This is a genomic window from Primorskyibacter flagellatus (genome assembly GCF_900176485.1).
GTDB lineage: Bacteria > Pseudomonadota > Alphaproteobacteria > Rhodobacterales > Rhodobacteraceae > Primorskyibacter > Primorskyibacter flagellatus.
Genome location: NZ_FWYD01000029.1, coordinates 19,444 through 37,306, shown reverse-complemented (window position 1 = coordinate 37,306; position 17,863 = coordinate 19,444). Strand labels below are relative to the sequence as shown.

12 protein-coding genes and 2 pseudogenes are annotated in these 17,863 nt (G+C 57.9%); 8 read left to right on the top strand and 6 right to left on the bottom strand.

All coding sequences use genetic code 11. The features are described from left to right. The first annotated feature begins 869 nt into the window (after positions 1-869). Positions 870-1,232 (top strand): PhnE/PtxC family ABC transporter permease, encoded by a 363-nt coding sequence (locus tag B8991_RS19375; protein WP_235866708.1) that lies wholly within the window; start codon positions 870-872, stop codon positions 1,230-1,232. Between the two features lie 227 nt (positions 1,233-1,459). Here the strand turns inward: B8991_RS19375 and hisN are convergent, their stop codons facing one another. Next, entirely contained in the window at positions 1,460-2,266 is an 807-nt protein-coding gene (gene hisN / locus B8991_RS19370; protein ID WP_084354936.1) for a histidinol-phosphatase, read from the bottom strand. A gap of 206 nt (positions 2,267-2,472) precedes the next feature. Between hisN and B8991_RS19365 the strand changes: the two genes are divergently transcribed. From B8991_RS19365 to B8991_RS19340, 6 genes and pseudogenes are all read left to right on the top strand, one after another. After that, entirely contained in the window at positions 2,473-3,480 is a 1,008-nt protein-coding gene (locus tag B8991_RS19365; RefSeq protein WP_084354935.1) for an ABC transporter substrate-binding protein, read from the top strand. A gap of 85 nt (positions 3,481-3,565) precedes the next feature. Beyond that, positions 3,566-4,600: an ABC transporter ATP-binding protein gene (locus B8991_RS19360; protein ID WP_084354934.1), complete on the top strand. Its 1,035-nt coding sequence runs from the start codon at positions 3,566-3,568 to the stop codon at positions 4,598-4,600. Beyond that, complete coding sequence (locus B8991_RS19355) at positions 4,597-6,282, top strand: ABC transporter permease subunit (RefSeq protein WP_084354933.1); 1,686 nt, start codon at positions 4,597-4,599, stop codon at positions 6,280-6,282. Before B8991_RS19360 ends, B8991_RS19355 begins: the two co-directional genes overlap by 4 nt. Further along, on the top strand, positions 6,282-7,031 hold the full coding sequence (locus tag B8991_RS19350; RefSeq protein ID WP_084354932.1) for a DeoR/GlpR family DNA-binding transcription regulator: 750 nt from the start codon (positions 6,282-6,284) through the stop codon (positions 7,029-7,031). The genes B8991_RS19355 and B8991_RS19350 overlap by 1 nt, the downstream gene beginning before the upstream one ends. Positions 7,032-7,152: 121 nt before the next feature. Next, positions 7,153-8,508 carry an ISKra4 family transposase gene (locus B8991_RS19345; RefSeq protein ID WP_084354931.1) on the top strand — a complete coding sequence of 452 codons (1,356 nt, stop codon included), beginning with the start codon at positions 7,153-7,155 and terminating at the stop codon, positions 8,506-8,508. 24 nt (positions 8,509-8,532) lie between these two features. Continuing rightward, positions 8,533-9,948, top strand: a pseudogene (locus B8991_RS19340) (aldehyde dehydrogenase (NADP(+))); the annotation flags it as partial. Between the two features lie 163 nt (positions 9,949-10,111). Here the strand turns inward: B8991_RS19340 and B8991_RS19335 are convergent. The 5 genes from B8991_RS19335 to B8991_RS19310 all read right to left on the bottom strand — a co-directional run bounded on the left by B8991_RS19335 (position 10,112) and on the right by B8991_RS19310 (position 16,565). After that, positions 10,112-11,143 (bottom strand): LacI family DNA-binding transcriptional regulator, encoded by a 1,032-nt coding sequence (locus tag B8991_RS19335; protein ID WP_235866707.1) that lies wholly within the window; start codon positions 11,141-11,143, stop codon positions 10,112-10,114. Between the two features lie 592 nt (positions 11,144-11,735). Continuing rightward, the gene (locus B8991_RS19325; RefSeq protein WP_084354928.1) at positions 11,736-12,761 is read right to left on the bottom strand and encodes an MBL fold metallo-hydrolase; all 1,026 of its coding nucleotides are present in this window, start codon (positions 12,759-12,761) and stop codon (positions 11,736-11,738) included. Further along, positions 12,749-14,485 carry an ABC transporter permease gene (locus B8991_RS19320; RefSeq protein WP_235866706.1) on the bottom strand — a complete coding sequence of 579 codons (1,737 nt, stop codon included), beginning with the start codon at positions 14,483-14,485 and terminating at the stop codon, positions 12,749-12,751. Before B8991_RS19320 ends, B8991_RS19325 begins: the two co-directional genes overlap by 13 nt. A 4-nt stretch (positions 14,486-14,489) precedes the next feature. Then, complete coding sequence (locus B8991_RS19315; protein ID WP_084354927.1) at positions 14,490-15,458, bottom strand: ABC transporter substrate-binding protein; 969 nt, start codon at positions 15,456-15,458, stop codon at positions 14,490-14,492. Positions 15,459-15,470: 12 nt separating this feature from the next. Beyond that, positions 15,471-16,565, bottom strand: a complete 1,095-nt coding sequence (locus B8991_RS19310) for an ABC transporter ATP-binding protein (protein ID WP_084354926.1) — start codon at positions 16,563-16,565, stop codon at positions 15,471-15,473. Positions 16,566-16,768: 203 nt separating this feature from the next. Here B8991_RS19310 and B8991_RS19305 point away from each other — a divergent pair. Next, positions 16,769-17,798: pseudogene (locus B8991_RS19305) on the top strand (IS110 family RNA-guided transposase). Positions 17,799-17,863 lie beyond the last annotated feature (65 nt).

Here is a 17,863-nt window from a genome sequence, read left to right as displayed (position 1 = left end):
GACCGTGATAATCTCCGACATGACCGTCCTCCTTTGTGGATCATCGCAGACCCACCTTGGCACAGAGATGCCGTCGGGGGGCGGTCACATCATCAGAGTCCATTCGAGGTGTCACGCCTTTCCAATTTCCCGCCATCGCGGTTCTAAGGAAACCAACTTGCACAGCCCGGTTCACGATTTGGTAGTCAGTTCAACCACGCCAGATAGATTGCCATGACAATCCACACCACGACAATCTGTGCCACCATGGCAATAATCAGAAACTTTGTCCGGTTGTAGTCCTTTTTTACATCGATCTTTTTCATTGGTGAATACTCCAGTTTGCAGGACCGTGCTGTCTTTTACATATGTGGAGCTGAACCGAATACAAGCGACAAGAATGCAATGCTGCCATGCCCGATTCGTCCCGCTCAGCCGACCTTCCTGCACCGCGCAGCGAAGGGCGAAAAAGCCTCGCCCAGCTGATGGACAAAAATGCGGAACGACGGGGTCAAGTTAACACTATTGCTAATATGGTTTAACGCGATGCTACTGTGGCCGAACATGGGAAGTGTTAAGTTCCTAAACTCCGAGCTCTTGCATGGGACGCGAAGACCGTCGGCTTCGAGCCATGCTTACCGAATGCGGTCCCGCATAATTGCGCGAATGCACAAAAAATTCACGACGTGAACGACCCGAACTTGACATCGGATAGGTGAATCGCAGATTGAGAACAAATAGCGAACAGTTAGGATTCCCATGCCAGTTTACCCAGTTGATGAACCCGTCCACATACCATCCCAATCTGTTCGAATTGTCAGCACACCAGTCAGCGCAGGTTTTCCTTCGCCAGCTGGGGACGACCTCGAAGATGAGATTGACCCTATGGCATGGGTCGTGCGCCATCCTGCATCGACATTCTGGTGGCGCGTAGAAGGGGACTGGAAGACGCCGAGAAAGAACCGCAGGAGGCGCTATCCGCGATTGGCGCCGGGCGCGGCTCGATCCTCGTGGGTGCGATCCTGCCGGACATCATGCCGTCCCTCATCAATTCGTCGCTCTTTGCTGTGGAAAAGGCGGTCCGGTCTTCGGTTGTACTGGGGCTCGTGGGCGCGGGCGGGATCGGTCAGGAGCTCAAGGTCGCCTTTGATCTCTTCCAGTATCGCAACGCCTCGATGATCATAATTGCGATTTTTCTCATCGTCATGGTCATGGAAATCATCACCGACAAGCTGCGGGCGCGTATTCAATGACGTCACGTACTGCAGTGATGAGGCGTGGGTGCCGTGTGCAATCAGGGCGGGAAGCGGAAGTTCGCTGCAGTTTGGTCATATTTCAACTCTACAGGAAGAACCTGACGTTCGATTTCTATGGTCGGGAGATGACCATGCGCTTTGTAGATATGTCCGCTAATGGGTTGGATCAGCCTTTTGGCGCAAGCGGCTTCTGGGCAAACAACTTTCCAACCTGCTTGCGAAGGTCACCGGAAGGATGCTGTGGCCCTCAGAGCGGCCAGGGCCTCTGCGTGCAGGGGGGCGCTGGCTGCGGCGATAATCTTGCCGTCCGATGCCAATGTGAGAGGCTCGCCGTCCCAGTCAGTGATCACACCTCCCGCTCCTTCGACCACCGGGATGAGCGCCATGTAGTCATAGGGGTGCAAGTTCATCTCGAACAGGAGATCGACATGGCCCGAGGCCAAAAGACCGTAGCCGTAGCAATCGCCGCCGAACCGTCGCATGGCAGCCTTTTCCGATAGCGTCTCGAACTGAGCCAGTCCGGTCGCGTCGAAATTGTCCGGGCTGGTCGTGTAGAGGATCGCATCGGCCAGAGCCGTTCTCCCACTGGTCTGGCAGGGCGCGCCGTTGAGTGTTGTGCGCTGACCGCGCTGGCCCGTCCAGCGTTCGCCGGTGGGAGGAATCGAGATCACCCCGAGGTTCGGCGTGCCATCGGAGAGGCAGGCGATCAGCGTGCCGAAGGTGGGCATGCCGGACAGGAAACTCTTGGTGCCATCAATCGGATCGATGACCCAGATGTGCGGGGACTCCAGTCGCGCGCTCTCCTGTTCCTCTCCCAGAATGCCGTGAGTCGGGAAGGCTTGCGTGATCTGCCGGCGCATCTCTGCCTCGATGGCGCGGTCGGCCTGCGTGACGGGCGAGTCGTCGTCCTTTGCCTCGATTTCCAGCGGCTTGCGGAAATAGGTCATCGCCATGGCGTCCGTAACGTCGGCCAAACCTTGGGCGAACTGTGCGAGCCGGTCTGTTTCCGGAAAGGTCGAGAGAGACTGCATGATTTTTCCTCAAATGCGGGGAACGGGGGGCCGCGAAGGTGCGCTTTGAAAATTTATCGTAGACAAATGCCACAAAAACGCAAGACTACACAAATAACCCCAGACTCGAATTCCGCGTCGGGCAACCAGAACGGACCATCGCAAGGGTCCGCAATCTTCCGGATACAGGCCCGGACCAACAGAACTAAACCAACAAGGAGATCACCATGAACACCTGGACACAGACCACCGCGCTGTCGATCGCGGCGCTTTGCCTTGCCGCACCAACGCTGGCCGATGAACTGACCGTCTACACTGCCCTCGAGGAAGAAGAAATCGCGGCCTACGTGGAAGCGGCACAGGCCGCCATGCCGGACACCGAGATCAATGTCCTGCGCTTGTCCACTGGCAAGCTTGGTGCGCGGCTGCTGGCCGAAGCCGAGAATCCGCAGGCTGACGTGATCTGGGGTTGGGCTGTCAGTGCGATGATGGACCCGCAGATCCTTGAAATGCTGGAACCCTACGAGGCTGCTGGCTCCGACGTGCTGCCCGAGAAATTCCGCAGTGGCGACGGCAAGTGGTTCGCCCCAATCGGCTATATGGGCGCCTTCTGCGTGAACACCGCACGGCTCGAGGAAAAGGGCCTGCCGATGCCGTCAAGCTGGGCCGACCTGGAAGACCCTGCATTCAAAGACGAGATCCTGATGCCCGATCCAAACTCCTCGGGCACCGGCTACCTGCACGTCAACGCCGTGCTGCAAAGCATGGGCGAAGAGGCCGGCTGGGCACAGCTGGCCGCGGTCGATCCCAACATGGCGCAATACACCTCTTCGGGTTCAAAACCATGCAAATCTGCCCGCGTGGGTGAATATACAGTCGGCATTTCGCTGGCATTCACCGCGATGCAGTCGATCGAGGAAGGCTACCCGCTGGCGATGGTCTTTCCCGAGGGCGGTGTGGGCTACGAGTTGGAAGCGTCGGGACTGATGGCAAGCTCGGACAACAAGGAAGCGGCGAAAGCCTTCCTTGATTGGACCATGTCCGACGAGGTGATCGGCCTTTACCAGACCTACAAGGCGCTGATCACGGTGCCGGGTGTCGATGCATCGGAGGCGGCCGAGAAAGCCGGCCTTCCGGCTGAAATCTCGACGATCCTGGCGGATGTTGACTTCGTCAAGGCGGCGGAGGATCAGATGGCCGTAAAAGATAAGTGGAAAGAAAAATTCGGGCGCTGAGCCCGAGACTGGGGCGGCCTTGGCCGCCCCGACACTTGACGGGCCGGTCGCGAACCTGCCCAACGAATGAGAAAGCACGCCCCACATGTACCTGACCGTACGCGACGCCACAAAGACCTACGGCAATTTCACCGCGCTCGACCGCGTGTCGATCGAGATCGAGAAAGGCGAGTTCGTCTGCTTGCTCGGCCCGTCGGGATGCGGCAAGACGACTTTGCTGCGGCTGATCGCAGGGCTGACCGACTTGGACGGAGGAACGATCACGCTGGAGGGCGCGACCCTTTCGGATCTTCCGGCGCGCAAGCGGGGGTTCGGGATCGTGTTCCAGTCATACTCGCTGTTTCCGAACATGACGGTGGCCGAGAACATCGGTTACGGCCTGAAGATCCGGGGCGTTCGAAAAGACGACATCGCCGCACGGGTGCAGGAGTTGCTGGCGCTGGTTAAACTGCCTCAGGTGGCCGATAACCTGCCGGGGCAACTGTCGGGCGGCCAACAACAGCGCATCGCGCTGGCGCGGGCTATTGCCGTGGATCCGCGCGTCCTGTTGCTCGACGAGCCGCTATCGGCGCTCGATGCCAAGGTCCGCGCGGTGCTTCGCGACGAGATCAGACAGGTGCAGCGCTCGCTGGGAATACCAACGCTGATGGTAACACATGATCAGGAAGAAGCGCTGGCGCTGGCCGACAAGATTATCTGCATGAACCACGGGGTCGTGGTGCAGGCGGGCACGCCGGAGGATCTGTACCACCGACCCGCTACGCGCTTTGTCGCGGAGTTCATGGGGATCAGTAACCTGCTCGCTGCCGACACGGTCGCGCGGCATTTTCCCGACTTGGTTCCGACTCGTCCCGCGTCTGAAGACAGCTATCTTGCCTGTATCAGACCCGAGCAGATCGAGGTGACCCCTTCAGAAAACGGTGGGGCTGTCGTCCGCAGCATCAGTTTCCTGGGCAACCTGCGGCGCCTGGAAGTGGAAAGCCCCGCCGGGCCGCTTTTGGTCGAAACGCATGGCGGTAGTCCATATCACACGGGCGACCGCGTTGAGCTGAGCATCGCACCCAAAGCCTGCACATGGGTTGTTGACGACACTGTTGGAACCGAGGCGGTGTCGGCATGAGCCTCGCCGAGACGTCATCCCGTGCCCGTATGCGCCCCCGATTTGACGCCGACCGCCTGCTGACGCTGGCTTGCATCGGGTTGCCGCTGCTGGGCCTGATCTTGTTCTTCGCTTACCCGATGGTGATCGTATTCCTGCGCTCGATCACGGTTGGCGACAGTTACGGGTTGGGCAACTACACCGAAGTGCTGGGCTCTTCCGGGTTCTGGCGGGCCACGCGGCATTCGCTGGCGATGGGGGGCGCGACCACGGTGCTGAGTGTGTTGCTGGGGTTCATCATCGCGCATGGCCTTTACCGCTGTGCATTTCGCGGCAAGTGGCTGATACGCAGCGTCATTGTTCTGCCTCTGCTGGCCCCCTCGCTGGTACAGGCGCTCGGGCTGATCTTCCTGCTGGGCCGCAACGGCGTTATCAGTCGTATGCTTGGGGTCGAAATCGAGATTTACGGTTTCTGGGGCCTGTTGATCGCGAACACCCTCTACGCGCTGCCACAGGCCGTAATGATCATCGGCGCAGCGTTGGTGCTTCTGGACGCCCGCACCTACGAGGCCGCCGAGGTCATGGGAGCGCCGCCGTGGAGACAGTTCCGCGACCTGACCCTGCCCGCCGCGCGGTTCGGTATCCTGAACGCAGCGTTCGTCTGCTTTACCATCACCATAACCGATTTCGGCAATGCGGCGGTAATCGGCGGCGATTACTCGGTGTTGGCGACCGAGATCTACAGCCAGGTCGTGGGGCAGAGAAACTTCAATATGGGCGCCGTTGTTGGCATCATGCTACTTTTGCCCACGGTGATCTCCTACAGTATCGAGCGGCAGGCGATGAAACGGCAGCAGGCCGGACAAATCACCGGGCAAGAGCCCTATCGGCCCAGCTTTGCTCCGCTGCGAGACATCAGCATGGCGGCGCTGTCATTGCTTATCTGTGCCGGGATCCTTTCGGTGATCGGGATCGTGGTCTATGCCAGTTTCGTCACATTGTGGCCCTACAACATGGCGCTGTCGCCCAAGCATTACGATATCACGCTGGCGGGCGGGTATTCATCGCTTTGGATGACGATCTTCATCTCGCTGGCTGCCGCTTCGGGCGGGACCGTTGCGGTTTTCCTGATGGGACTGGGACTGCGACGCCTGCCCAAGGCAGTGGCGCAACCGATCCAGATCCTGGCCGCGATGCCGGCCGCTGTACCAGGCATGGTTCTGGGTCTGGCCTATATCCTGACGTTCAATTCCACGGCGACGCCGCTCTACCTGCTCTACGGTACCGCCGCGCTGATCGCGATCGTCAACTTCTACCACTACCACACGCAGGGCTTCCTGACGGTGATGACCGGATTCCGTCAACTGCCCTCGGCACTGGAGGAGGCCGCCGGCAGTCTTGGTGCCGGGCTGGGTCGCACGGCGCGGGACATCGTTGCGCCCTTCATCGCGCCGATGCTGGTGTCGGTCTTCTTCTTTCTCTTCATGCGCTCCATGGTGACACTGTCGGCGGTCGTCTTCCTGACGACACCGGACCTGAGCGTGGCCGCCGTGACGATCATGCGGCTGGACGATGCCGGGCTGACCTCGCAGGCAGCGGCCTTCTCGACCTGCGTCATGGGGGTTGTCTGCCTGGCCGTCCTGTCTATGAAAGTGACACTGGCGCTGTTGCGACGGCGTGGCGCAAACAAGGGGGCGACCTGATGTGGGCGAAGGAGCGTCATCAGCGGATCGTGTCGATGCTGGCGGCCAACCAGCAGGTCAGCGCAAACGATTTGGCCGGGATGTTGGGCGTGTCGCGCGAAACCGTCCGGCGCGACCTGCTTGACCTTGAAGAGGCCGGAAAGGCGGCGCGGGTGCATGGCGGTGCCGTTCTGCCCGAGGCGCGGACAGAGGACCCGTTTCAAAAGCGCATGACGAGCCAGATCCGGGCCAAGTCCGAGATCGCGAAGAAAGCGGTCGGCCTGATCCAGCCGGGGCAGACGATCATGGTAGATGCCGGGTCGACCACTGCCGTCTTCGCCCGAGAGCTTGCCAAAGTGCCCGGCGTGTCGGTGATAACGAATTCGCTGGATATCGCCACGACGCTACAGGCCGCAAACATTGATGTACTTCTTCTGGGAGGTCGGATCGCAGCTGACGTGCCCGCCACGGTGGGCGAGCTGACCCTGTCGGAAATCCGGCGTTTCGAGGTGGACCTGTGTTTTTCCGCGCCGGTCGCTGTGCATCCCGAGAAGGGAACATATTTCTACGACCTGCAAGAGGCCGAAATCTCTGCCGCAATGGCAGCGCAGGCAGGTCGGGCGGTCTTGCTGGCGGATCATTCCAAGCTGGGAGGCACCAGCCAAGTGCGTTCCTGGGAAGTGGAGACGATCGGAACGCTGGTGACAAACAGAGCCGCGTCCGACGCGCAGCTCGACGGGTTTCAAACCGCGGGGGTCGAGATCGTCTGACCACATCATTCGGCGAAAGCTTGAAATCAACCAGGAGGGCCGGTGTCTCCGTTCGGGCGGGAGTGGGCAAAACGTGGGGGTCTGGTCGTGCTAGGGTCGGTTCTTTGCGAGGAGAACTGCCATGGATGTCCGGATAACTGTTGAGACCACCTTCGAAAACGGAAGGAAACGCTCCCATCACCTCGGCTATTTTTCACGCCCATTTCGGCAGGCCCAGCCTGAAAGCTTCGGACTTCTGCTTGAGGATGCCAGGACGTTGCTCCGGCAACTGCAGGAAGCGATGCTGCTCGATCAGATCGAGGAGATATCGGAAGCAGGCCGGAGCTGCCCCGCCTGCAATAAGGTGAGGGCCATTCATGATTACCGGCCTCGGGTTCTCGACACGCTTTTCGGTCGATTTCGCGTGCGAGTGCCGCGTATTCGCGGCTGTGGCTGTACCGCCAAACCGGACGCTACCTCGGGTGGACCAAATAGCCTGCTCGGACACTTATTCCCGGATCGAGCAACCCCGGAATTGCGCCGCCTTCAAGCCGAACTTGGGTCGCGCCACTCATTTCGGGAAGCCGCACGGATCATGGAGACGTTTCTGCCTTGCGCGAAGCAGATGAACACCACGGTACGCAATCGGCTGGGCAGAATTGCCAAAGAACTTAGTGATCGTGAACAATCGGTCCCTGCTGTGGATGACGGGACACCATCGCCACCGCTGACCGTCTTCCTGGACGGAGCGCACATTCGATGCCGGCCAGAATATCAGAAACGGCACCTCGATCTTGTGGTTGGGAAGATCGAGAGCCCCGATAGGAGCCGCCGCTTCGGCCTCGCGCAACAAGCCGTTCGGTCTCCGGCCAATGAACTCCGGCAGGATCTATGCGCGCTAGGATGGGATGACCATCGCCCCGTCACCGTCATTTCCGACGGGGAACCCGCACTTCCAAATCTGGTGCGGCGCGCCGTTCGAGGGCCCGTCCGTCACATCCTTGATTGGTGGCATATCTCAATGCGAGTTCAACATGTTGCGAATGCCGTGAAAGGGCTTTTGCAGGCGGAGAATTTTCCGGGGATGCCGGAACTCTTCAAACGCCCATCGGAAACATTGCGATGGTGCCTGTGGCATGGGAAAATCATGACAGCTGGTACACGTCTTCAGTGCCTGATGATCGATTGCTCCAGGCTCTCCAAAGAAGACACCATGGTGCGCGCGGCTGCAGCACGCGTCTGGGCGCGATGTCGCGAACTGTACACTTATCTGGCAAATAACTGGGATGCACTCACCAACTACGACTGGCGGCACCGCAACGGTTTTCCGATTTCATCCTCCCGTGCCGAAGGCTGTGTCGACGATATCGGAAACGCTCGTATGGGAAAACGTCGCAGGATGCGATGGTCTCCGAAAGGCGCTCACCGCGTGGCCGTCACCAGAGCTGCCGTTCTTGACGGGCGATTGACTGTCGCTCACAGGAAACTGGCCGCCTGACCACCAGGTTTTGCCCACTCCCACCTGGTGGATCGCGCCTGTGTGGCGGCGGAACAGGCGTTTGCTGTTTATGGCTGGTCGGACCGCGAAACCCGTGCGACATTTCTGGAAACCATCGCGGATGAGATAGAGGTGCGCGGCCCGCAGATCACCGAAATCGGCACGTCTGAAACCGGCCTTCCCGCCGCCCGTCTTGAAGGCGAACGGGGCCGGACCACTGGCCAGTTGCGCCTTTTTGCGGATCATATCCGCAAAGGCGACTATCTGGATCGTCGCCATGATGCAGCTTTGCCGGATCGTAAACCGGTGCCGCGCCCGGAAATGTACATGATGCAGCGTCCTGTCGGGCCGGTTGCGGTTTTTGGGGCCTCGAATTTTCCTTTAGCGTTCTCAACAGCGGGTGGTGATACCGCATCGGCCCTTGCAGCGGGCTGCCCTGTTGTAGTGAAGGGGCACAGCGCGCATCCCGGAACGGGCGAAATCATTGCCGAGGCGATCCACGCTGCGGTTAAATCCTGTGGCCTGCATCCGGGCGTGTTTTCGCTTATTCAGGGGGGACGGCGCGATGTGGGGACAGCCCTTGTCCAGCACTCATTGATCAAGGCTGTTGGTTTTACCGGCAGCCTTGCAGGCGGTCGGGCGCTGTTTGATCTTTGCGCACAGCGCGCCGAGCCGATCCCCTTCTTTGGCGAGCTTGGGTCAATCAATCCGATGTTCTTGCTGCCTGCTGCCATGGCGGCGCGGGCGGCCGAAATCGGAACCGGCTGGGCAGGGTCACTGACCATGGGCGCAGGGCAGTTCTGCACCAATCCCGGTATTGCCGTTGATATGGACGGCCCGGATGCGGATCAGTTTAGCGAGGCCGCGCATGCGACATTGGCCTCGGCTGCACCTCAAGTCATGTTGACCAGCGGGATTGCCCAAGCCTATCGTGAAGGCAAAGCCCGTTTTGACAGCCGCAATGCGGTGAAACCATTGTTGGTGACAGAAAGCGTAGATCGTTTTGCCCGCCCGAACCTTTATGAAACTACAGCCGAAGCCTACCTCCAAGATTCTGCACTTGGCGAGGAGGTCTTCGGCCCACTTGGCCTGATCGTGCGCGTGCGCGATCTTGACGAGATGGCGCACCTTGCCTACGGCTTTGAAGGCCAACTGACAGCGACCTTGCATATGGATGACGCCGATCTGGAGGCCGCGCGCCGGCTGACGCCGATGTTGGAACGCAAAGCGGGGCGCATTCTCATCAACGGCTTTCCGACGGGCGTTGAGGTTAACGACACTATGGTTCATGGCGGCCCATACCCTGCCTCAACCAATTTTGGCGCGACATCCGTTGGCACCATGGCCATCAGACGCTTTTTGCGGCCCGTCAGTTATCAGAATTGGCCAGAGGCGCTGTTACCCGACGAATTGAAGGGTGCAATGGCGTACCCAAGATGAATCCGGGCATCCATTGCGGCTGGCCTGAGACCCAAGTCTCCTCCAGCTTTACGTGGAGTCCTTGGGGTTATGCACTGCTCCCCAACCTTGGACCGCCGGAAGCTGGTGTTTTCCGGCTCTGATCACGATGGTGGGCTGGATGCGCCATGCAGCGAAGCTCATATCAGGAAATTGTGCCTCGTTCGATAAGTTCGACAGGGATCTCGAACCAGGCTGGCGGGGCGTCTAACGGCAATTCAATCGCCTTTATAGTGGCACGTGTTAGCGCATCGATCGGCTGACTTATTGTGGTCAGGTCATGTGATTTCCAGCTCGAAATTGGCGCGTCGTCAAACCCGATCACCGATACATCTGCGGGGACTGACAAACCCAACTCAAAGCGTGCCGTATTCAATACGCCAAGCGCGATTTCATCGGTCACCCCGAAAATGCCATCTAGTCCCGCCCTCGGCAAAAGAGCCCGCGCAGCTTCGACGCCCGTTTGATAGGAATTTGCACCATTGGTCCACTGAATTACAGGAATTCCGTGCTCGGCCATTATCGTGCAAAAAGCATCAGCTCTGGCTATTTTGACAGATGTGCGTGAGCCAGAAACGACAACAGCAACATTACGACATCCTGCAGCAATCAGGCGGTCGGCAGCCAAGCGGCCGCCTTTTGCCGAATCTGCAAGGATCAGGTCGGCTGTCGCACCGTCGGGCGGCGATGGACGGTTGATCAGAACCATACGCACACTGTTCTGTGCGCATAGCCGGATCAATTCATCTGGAACCGCGCCTGAAAGCACCACAACATTGCGCACACGATAATCAAGCAACCGCGCCAACTCATCCGGGCTTTCTTTGTCGCTGTTTCTGGTGTTCATCAACAGGCACTGCAGTTTGCGTTGGTGTAAAGCTGCACTCAGCGCGTCTAATTGGGCCGCTATATAGGGGGACGAAACATTCCCTCCAATCACACCAACAAGATCTGATCGGTCCTGATGGAGTGTCTGCGCCAGCCGATTGACGCGATATCCGAGTGCTTCAGCAGCCGCAATAATGCGGCAACGAACCGCGCTCGAAACTTGGCTGCCGGGGGTGAATGTTCGTGACACAGCCGAGCGCGAAACACCTGCCCGCTCAGCCACGTCACTTGCTGAAACAAAGCGCCCACTGGGCGCTGCCCCGGGCTTTTGACGCTCCTTTCCCATCATTTTTGTAGCGGAATGAACGCCAATGCCTCCCGCGCCAAAGCAATCATCGGGGGCAACGGGTACGTCTCAGTTAAACCTCTTAGAGATCTAAGACGCGCGAGTGCTGCGTCCAAGCTAGGATGCTCCGAAGTGAATCGCGAATGCAGCCAAAGGGCTAGCACTGTCACCGACCGAGAGCGCCCGCCACGGCAATGCACGAGCAGCCCTCCGTTTCGATGGCTTGGGTAATGCGGTTTGCCCTTTGTGTAGCTGGTGTTAAGCCCGTCAACCAATAGGACCGCGGCTGCCAAAGTCTGAGGGGCATTTCCTACGCCATCAAGCATACCAATTTGATACCGCCGAACGTGCGTTCCATCCGGTAAAGAAAGCGGCGATGGAAATATGTTGACTGCAAGGTTAAGGCTGGCCGTGATCCCGGCCTCGTACAACGCGGAAGCGTCCTCAGCGGCAGTCAAATTCCCCAACCAAAGCGCGTCAAGCCCAGGACCAATGCCGGTGGCGACGGGAATAAGCAGTGGGTTTGCATCTTCTTGCGCCTCTTCGGCGGGCACTGAGGGCGACATATTTTGTTGTTTATAGCCGAGAGACATCATTAAACCTTCGTGTGAAATGTGCGGATAATCTTTGGTCCGAGCGCGGCTACCAGTTGGGGAGCCTCGTCCAGATTGACAAATGCAGGCAGGATTCTCTGTGCGCCAGTCTGTTGGGCCAGAGCGACCAAGTCGGACTGGCGCGGGTGGACATTCCAGCCCATCCATGTTGCTTGCCCGCTCTCGATAATCGCGTGCGCTGGACTGGTTCGAGGCACATGACTGGAGAAAATGAACCGAAAGTTTACGCGACCAACCACAGATGCAGGCAACCCTGTTTCCGCGTTGGGACCGCTGGCGACGATAACCTGATCCGATCGCGCAGTTTTAGCGTCCACCACAGGTGGTGCATGTCCTGTCAACCTTTCGGTCTCGGCAGATATCCGGGCGCAGGCATGAACATTAAGTCCGGCCGCTGAAAGTGCCAGAACCATATCAGGGCCACGCCCGTTTTCCGGACAGGGTAAAATTGCGCCTTGAGCCGCTTGAACTGCCAGTGCGGCAATCTGATCAGCAAGTTTTTCCGAGCGGTCGCCATAAGACGCATCGGCAAGCACGCTTGTCGCGCGCGGGAAAGGATCGCAAGCCAAGAGGCGGGCTTCTGTACTAAAATCGCCAGTGTACAAAAAACCGCCATCTGGAGTGTCAAAGCGCATCCAGATTCCACCGGGCGCATGTCCTGCGCGGCCCGTTTCCACAGGCAGGCCGAGGACTTGTGTATTTCCATTTTCGGGCAATATTGCATACTGACCCGGCTTCAGGTGGTCAGGTAGGCACCGCAACGTTTTGGCGCTCGCATAGACCGGTGGATTACCGATTTCATGCAATCGGTCTAACCCACCGACATGGTCAATATGAACGTGGCTAAGTAACACGGCGTCGACCTTACCTACGGCCGACAAATCCGGATGTTCTCCCAGCTCTAGACCGTTGCCCATATCGAGCAACAGTTTTCGACCCTCCAACTCAAGTAGGAAAATAGCGGCGCTTTTGCGGCCCATGCCGCTAATCGCGGTCAGTCGCGCCATGGAAGAACCCCCTCTGGCAAACGGTTCCCCAGCAGAAGACTACCGCTCATCAACACAAGCACCATTACAACCATCAAGCAGCCAACTGCAGCAGCCAAGGTGGACGATCCCGCCTCCTCAAGGAATATGATCATCGGGCCGATCGTTTGCGCGCGCGACGACACCAATAAAACAGATGTCTGAATTTCGTTGATTGCCGTCATGAAGACAAGAATAGCCGAGGCCATAACTGCGGGTGCCAGTGACGGCAGCACAATGTCACGTAACCGTGCAAAAATTCCAGCGCCGGCAAGCTGTGCAGCCTCGTCCAGCCCGCGATCAAGCTGCGCATATCCACCAAGTATCGGGCGCAACGCCAGTGCCAGAAAATTTGACATATAGGCGGCTAGAATGACCCAAACAGTTCCATACAAGCCGGTCCCAATAAAAGGTAACGGGCGCAGGAAAAACAGGATCATTGCCACACCGATAATAATCCCAGGCAAGGCGTATGCCATTTCTGATGCCATTCGCAGAAACTGCGCGATACACCCCTGACGCCAAGTCAACACATAACCGAGTGCGACCGCGACGGGGATCAATACTGCCACGGTGGTTAACGTCACCCAAAGGCTGGTCAAAAAAGCATCACGAATACCTTCATGATAGAAAAGGGCGTTCGAGAAGTTTTGGAATGTGATGGTTTCAAAGTTTACGGGCTGTCCATATCCGCGAACCAACGCCGTGCCAAACAGGGCAGAAAGCGGCAACATCAAAAAAATCAAATGATACAGCCATGCGATGCCAACGATCGGAAGACCCCAGCGCCCCAGCGCAATGCGTGGTGGGCGCTGCGCCGTTTCAACACGTTGATCACCTTGCCGACCCAACCAAGCCGTCAGCGTCATGCCACCAACAGTCAAAACAGCCAGTAGCAGGGCCAGCAGGGCCATATCATTGAGTGCCGAGGTTCCGTAAGAGTTGAGGCGACGGTAGATCAGGGTGATCAATGTCGGAACACGCCCCGGAATGCCGAGCATTGCCTGGATTCCAAAGTTCCCAATTGCGGAAACAAAAGCCAGCGCAGCACCAGCAAATATGCCGCTGCGTATCAGGGGTAAAATGATATCAAGGGTTGCAGCCCGATGGCCTGCGCCATTCGCATGGGCGGCTTCGATCATGGATGCGGGTAGACGTTGCAGGCTGGCCCGAACAGATAGGAAAACCAGTGGCCCATTATACAGGCCAAGCAAAAGGATAATACCCCCCATAGAATAGAGTGGATGACGCATGCCCGGCGGTAATGACCAACCAAGAATGCCCAACAACGGGCTGGCTGGTGAAAAGGCCTGAACCCATGCCAACGCAATAACCTGCGGCGGGATCATCAACGGCAACATAAACCCGAAAACCCAAAGCGACCGCTTGCGCATGTCGGTCAGGTTGCACAGCAGCGCTGCGATCGTGCCAAGAACCGTAGATATCAGAGTCGCGGAAACGGCAATCCAGATGGTATTGACTGTTGCTTCAAGCACCCTGCGGCCACCAAGGACATCGACGATACGATCTAGGTCGAAACCGTCGTTCGTAACCAGTGCTGCATACGCCAGCCGTGCCAGCGGTGCTATCGATAGCACCCCAACGAAAAGCACGAGCGCCAGCAACAACGCGCGCTCGCCTCCAAGCCCCAGCTCGGGCCGAAGCGTCCAGAAAAGACGCTTCGGCATATTGTTATATACAGTCACTCTATTAGAGCCCAAAAGTATCTGCGAATTTTTCGCGGACGGTTTCATTCGCTCCCAATGCCTCATCGGCATCATATCCCAGAAGCTTCATATCTGTGAGATTTGGAAACCCATCAGGGCCGTCAACACCTGGCAAGATCGGCAAGTTGCCTTGTTTAGCCACCAGTTCTTGTCCTGCTTCGCTGAGCAAGAAATCGATAAATTGCTTGGCTTCTTCCGCATGTTCCGTCGTTGCCATAATTGCAGCAGGTTCGGTGATGAAAGAAACGCCATCGTTCGGAACAATGTAGTCAATTGGCGAACCGGCAGCTTTGGCGCGCAGTGCGTTGGCATCGACTATGATTGCATATTTTGCCATGCCAGACGCGACAGCCTTCGTCGCGGGGCCGTTGCCGCCTTCTGGTATGACATCCAGATCGTTCAGGCCTTCATAGAAGTCCCAACCGATATTTTCGGCACTAAGCAGTGCGTGCAGGTGATTCAGGGCGGCACCAGAATACAGCGGTGACGGCACAGCGATCATGCCGCGATTTTCTTCGGTGAGCAATTCAGCCCATGTTGCGACTGGCGCGGCAATATTTGGATTATAGGCAATACCTGTCGTGATCGCCTTAGTGCCGAAAAAGGTCATATCCTGATCATATGTCACCGGATCATAGTTCGCGACTGGCGCGTCTGGATAAGTCATAAGATGACCCCCAGCCTTCAGTTCACCAAGGTTGATCACATCAGCCACTAGCAAAACATCTGGTTGGATTTGACCCGCTTCGATTTCGGCGCGCATTACGTTCATCAGGGCCGATGTTCCGTTGCGGGTCCATTCGACTTTAATATCCGGATGGGCGGCTTCAAACGCGTCGACGGTTTCCTGTGCTTGTTCAGGTGCTTGGCTTGTGTACAGCGTTAGCGTTGTTTCAGCATAGGCACCGCCAGCCATGAGGACCGCAACAAGTGTAAGAGGGAAAAGTTTCATTATTCTTTTGTCCTAGATATGGTTGCAAGTTGGGTGTGTCGTCGGGATGACCCAGCCGTCATTCAGGGCAAGTTTGACCTGTTGACCGGATGTCAAAGATGCAGGCGCGGCAATATCCACTGACAACGGAACGGCTCCCGATGGGCCGGCCATCACGTTGGCACGCAGATAGGCGCCTCTGTAGGTTGCGCGTGTGACGTTGGCGCAGATGCCATCGGGTGCGGCGTCTGCGATCATATGCAAATCGCCGGGATGGAACGAAATTTTGGCATGCGCACGCGCATCTTGGTCAAGGTTGCAGCGCAACTTGACCGGCTGACCTAGTACGATTGCAGACGCGAACCCGCCCCCCAGCGGGCGAATATCTTCGGCCTCAAGCACGCGGCCTTCACCGATGAATCCAGCGACGGTTTCGGTAGAAGGTCGACGAAATAATGCCTCTGGTTTATCGAATTGCAAAATTCGACCGCGATCCATAACCGCGACACGATCTGCCAGAGCTAAGGCTTCAGACTGATCGTGTGTGATATAGAACATTGTCGCACCCGTACGAGCATGGAACGCTGCAAATTCTTCTTCCAATGCCCCGCGAAGATGGACGTCCAGATTGGCCAAAGGTTCATCCAGCAAAACAACACGACTTTCCATGGCCAAACACCGTGCCAAAGCAACGCGTTGCCGCTGGCCGCCAGATAAATCCGACGGGCGCCTATTTGCCTGCGGGCCCAGCTCAACAAGGTCCAGTACGTGGGCGACACGGGCTTTGCGTTCCTTTTTGGGAACTCCTGAAATTTTCAGCCCGTAAGCGACATTCTGTGTCACGCTCATGTGTGGCCAGAGTGCATAGTTTTGAAACACCACGCCAATGCCACGATTTTCGGGCAGCAGATGTCGCTTCGGGCCAGAAACTGTCTGGCCCCCAATGTCTATTTTCCCGGAATCCAACCGTTCAAAACCCGCAAGACAGCGTAATAAGGTCGTTTTTCCGCATCCTGAGGGCCCAAGAACCGCCACAAATTCACCGGAATTGATCGACAGTGAAATCTGGCGCAAGACCTCAGTCTGGCCATAACTCTTTGCTATATTGTTTGTTTGAATTTGGTTCACGACTGTTCCCACTCTCTGACCGCACAGCTGTGCAGCTTTGGGAAATCAATGGTGAAAATTGATGACAGCTCGATTACACGCTGGTAAAGTTTTGATGAAAGTTCTGCAGCGTGCCCAATTTATGGGCTTTGATGATGTGACCACCCCCCGACGGCATCAATGTGCCAAGGTGGGTCTACGATGATCCACAAAGGAGGACGGTCATGTCGGAGATTATCACGGTCGGGCTCGACCTGGCGAAGAATGTGTTCCAAGCGCACGGGGCCGATGCTTCAGGTCGGGCAGTGCTTCGCAAGAAGCTGCGACGGGAACAGGTCCTTGAGTTTTTCGGGCGGCTACCAAGCTGCGTCGTTGCGATGGAAGCCTGTGGTGGCGCCCATTTCTGGGGCCGTGAGATCGGCAAGCTGGGTCATGAGGTGCGACTGATCCCGCCAGCTTACGTCAAACCCTTTGTGAAACGTCAGAAAAACGATGCGGCCGATGCCGAGGCGATCTGCGAGGCAGCGCTGCGTCCGACGATGCGGTTCGTGCCTGTGAAGAGCGAAGAGACGCAGGGCGCGGCGATGGTGTTTCGCGTGCGCGAACTTCTGATCCGGCAGCGGACCCAGGCCATCAATGCTCTTCGAGGGCATTTGAGCGAGTTCGGACAGGTTGTGCCGCAAGGGGCGGCCAACGCAACCAAGCTGATTGCAATTATCGAAGATCCAGAATGCGACCTGCCTGCCGACGCCATTCCGACCCTCAAGGTTCTGGTCGAGACACTGGGGCAGTTGGAGACAGAGATCGGCAAGCTCGATACCGAGATCACCCGTCGCGCCAAGGAGAACGACGTGGCCCGACGCCTGATGACGGTGCCGGGCATCGGCCCTCTGATTGCCACGGCCATAGCGACCCTTGCGCCACCACCTGACAGTTTCCGCAAGGCTCGGGATTTTGCTGCCTGGCTGGGTCTGGTGCCACGGCAGCATTCGACGGGCGGCAAACAGCGGCTCGGGGCGACGACGAAAATGGGCGAGCGGTCTCTCAGGCGATTGCTGATCATCGGCGCGAACAGCGTCATCATTAAACGCCACATCCATGCCGAAGCCCGACCGGGCACCTGGCTGGCCGGAATGCTGTCGCGCAAGCCACCGATGCTGGTGCGCGTTGCGCTGGCAAAACAAAATGGCGCGGATCGTCTGGGCCTTGATGGCTCGGGGTGGCGTCTACCAGTCTCCGGCCGCGGCGGCATAAGCCCGCTGTAGGTCGCGAGGGCGTCGGAGCGTAAGAGGGCAATGAGAAGTTTGGCGCAATAGTCG

What these genes read in the sequence shown, in the direction of transcription:
- B8991_RS19360 (WP_084354934.1), top strand. Translation starts at nt 3,566, where the DNA reads ATGTACCTGACCGTACGCGACGCCACAAAGACCTACGGCAATTTCACC.
- B8991_RS19345 (WP_084354931.1), top strand. Translation starts at nt 7,153, where the DNA reads ATGGATGTCCGGATAACTGTTGAGACCACCTTCGAAAACGGAAGGAAA.
- B8991_RS19315 (WP_084354927.1), bottom strand. Translation starts at nt 15,458, where the DNA reads ATGAAACTTTTCCCTCTTACACTTGTTGCGGTCCTCATGGCTGGCGGT.
- B8991_RS19365 (WP_084354935.1), top strand. Translation starts at nt 2,473, where the DNA reads ATGAACACCTGGACACAGACCACCGCGCTGTCGATCGCGGCGCTTTGC.
- B8991_RS19335 (WP_235866707.1), bottom strand. Translation starts at nt 11,143, where the DNA reads ATGATGGGAAAGGAGCGTCAAAAGCCCGGGGCAGCGCCCAGTGGGCGC.
- B8991_RS19355 (WP_084354933.1), top strand. Translation starts at nt 4,597, where the DNA reads ATGAGCCTCGCCGAGACGTCATCCCGTGCCCGTATGCGCCCCCGATTT.
- hisN (WP_084354936.1), bottom strand. Translation starts at nt 2,266, where the DNA reads ATGCAGTCTCTCTCGACCTTTCCGGAAACAGACCGGCTCGCACAGTTC.
- B8991_RS19375 (WP_235866708.1), top strand. Translation starts at nt 870, where the DNA reads ATGGGTCGTGCGCCATCCTGCATCGACATTCTGGTGGCGCGTAGAAGG.
- B8991_RS19350 (WP_084354932.1), top strand. Translation starts at nt 6,282, where the DNA reads ATGTGGGCGAAGGAGCGTCATCAGCGGATCGTGTCGATGCTGGCGGCC.
- B8991_RS19325 (WP_084354928.1), bottom strand. Translation starts at nt 12,761, where the DNA reads ATGGCGCGACTGACCGCGATTAGCGGCATGGGCCGCAAAAGCGCCGCT.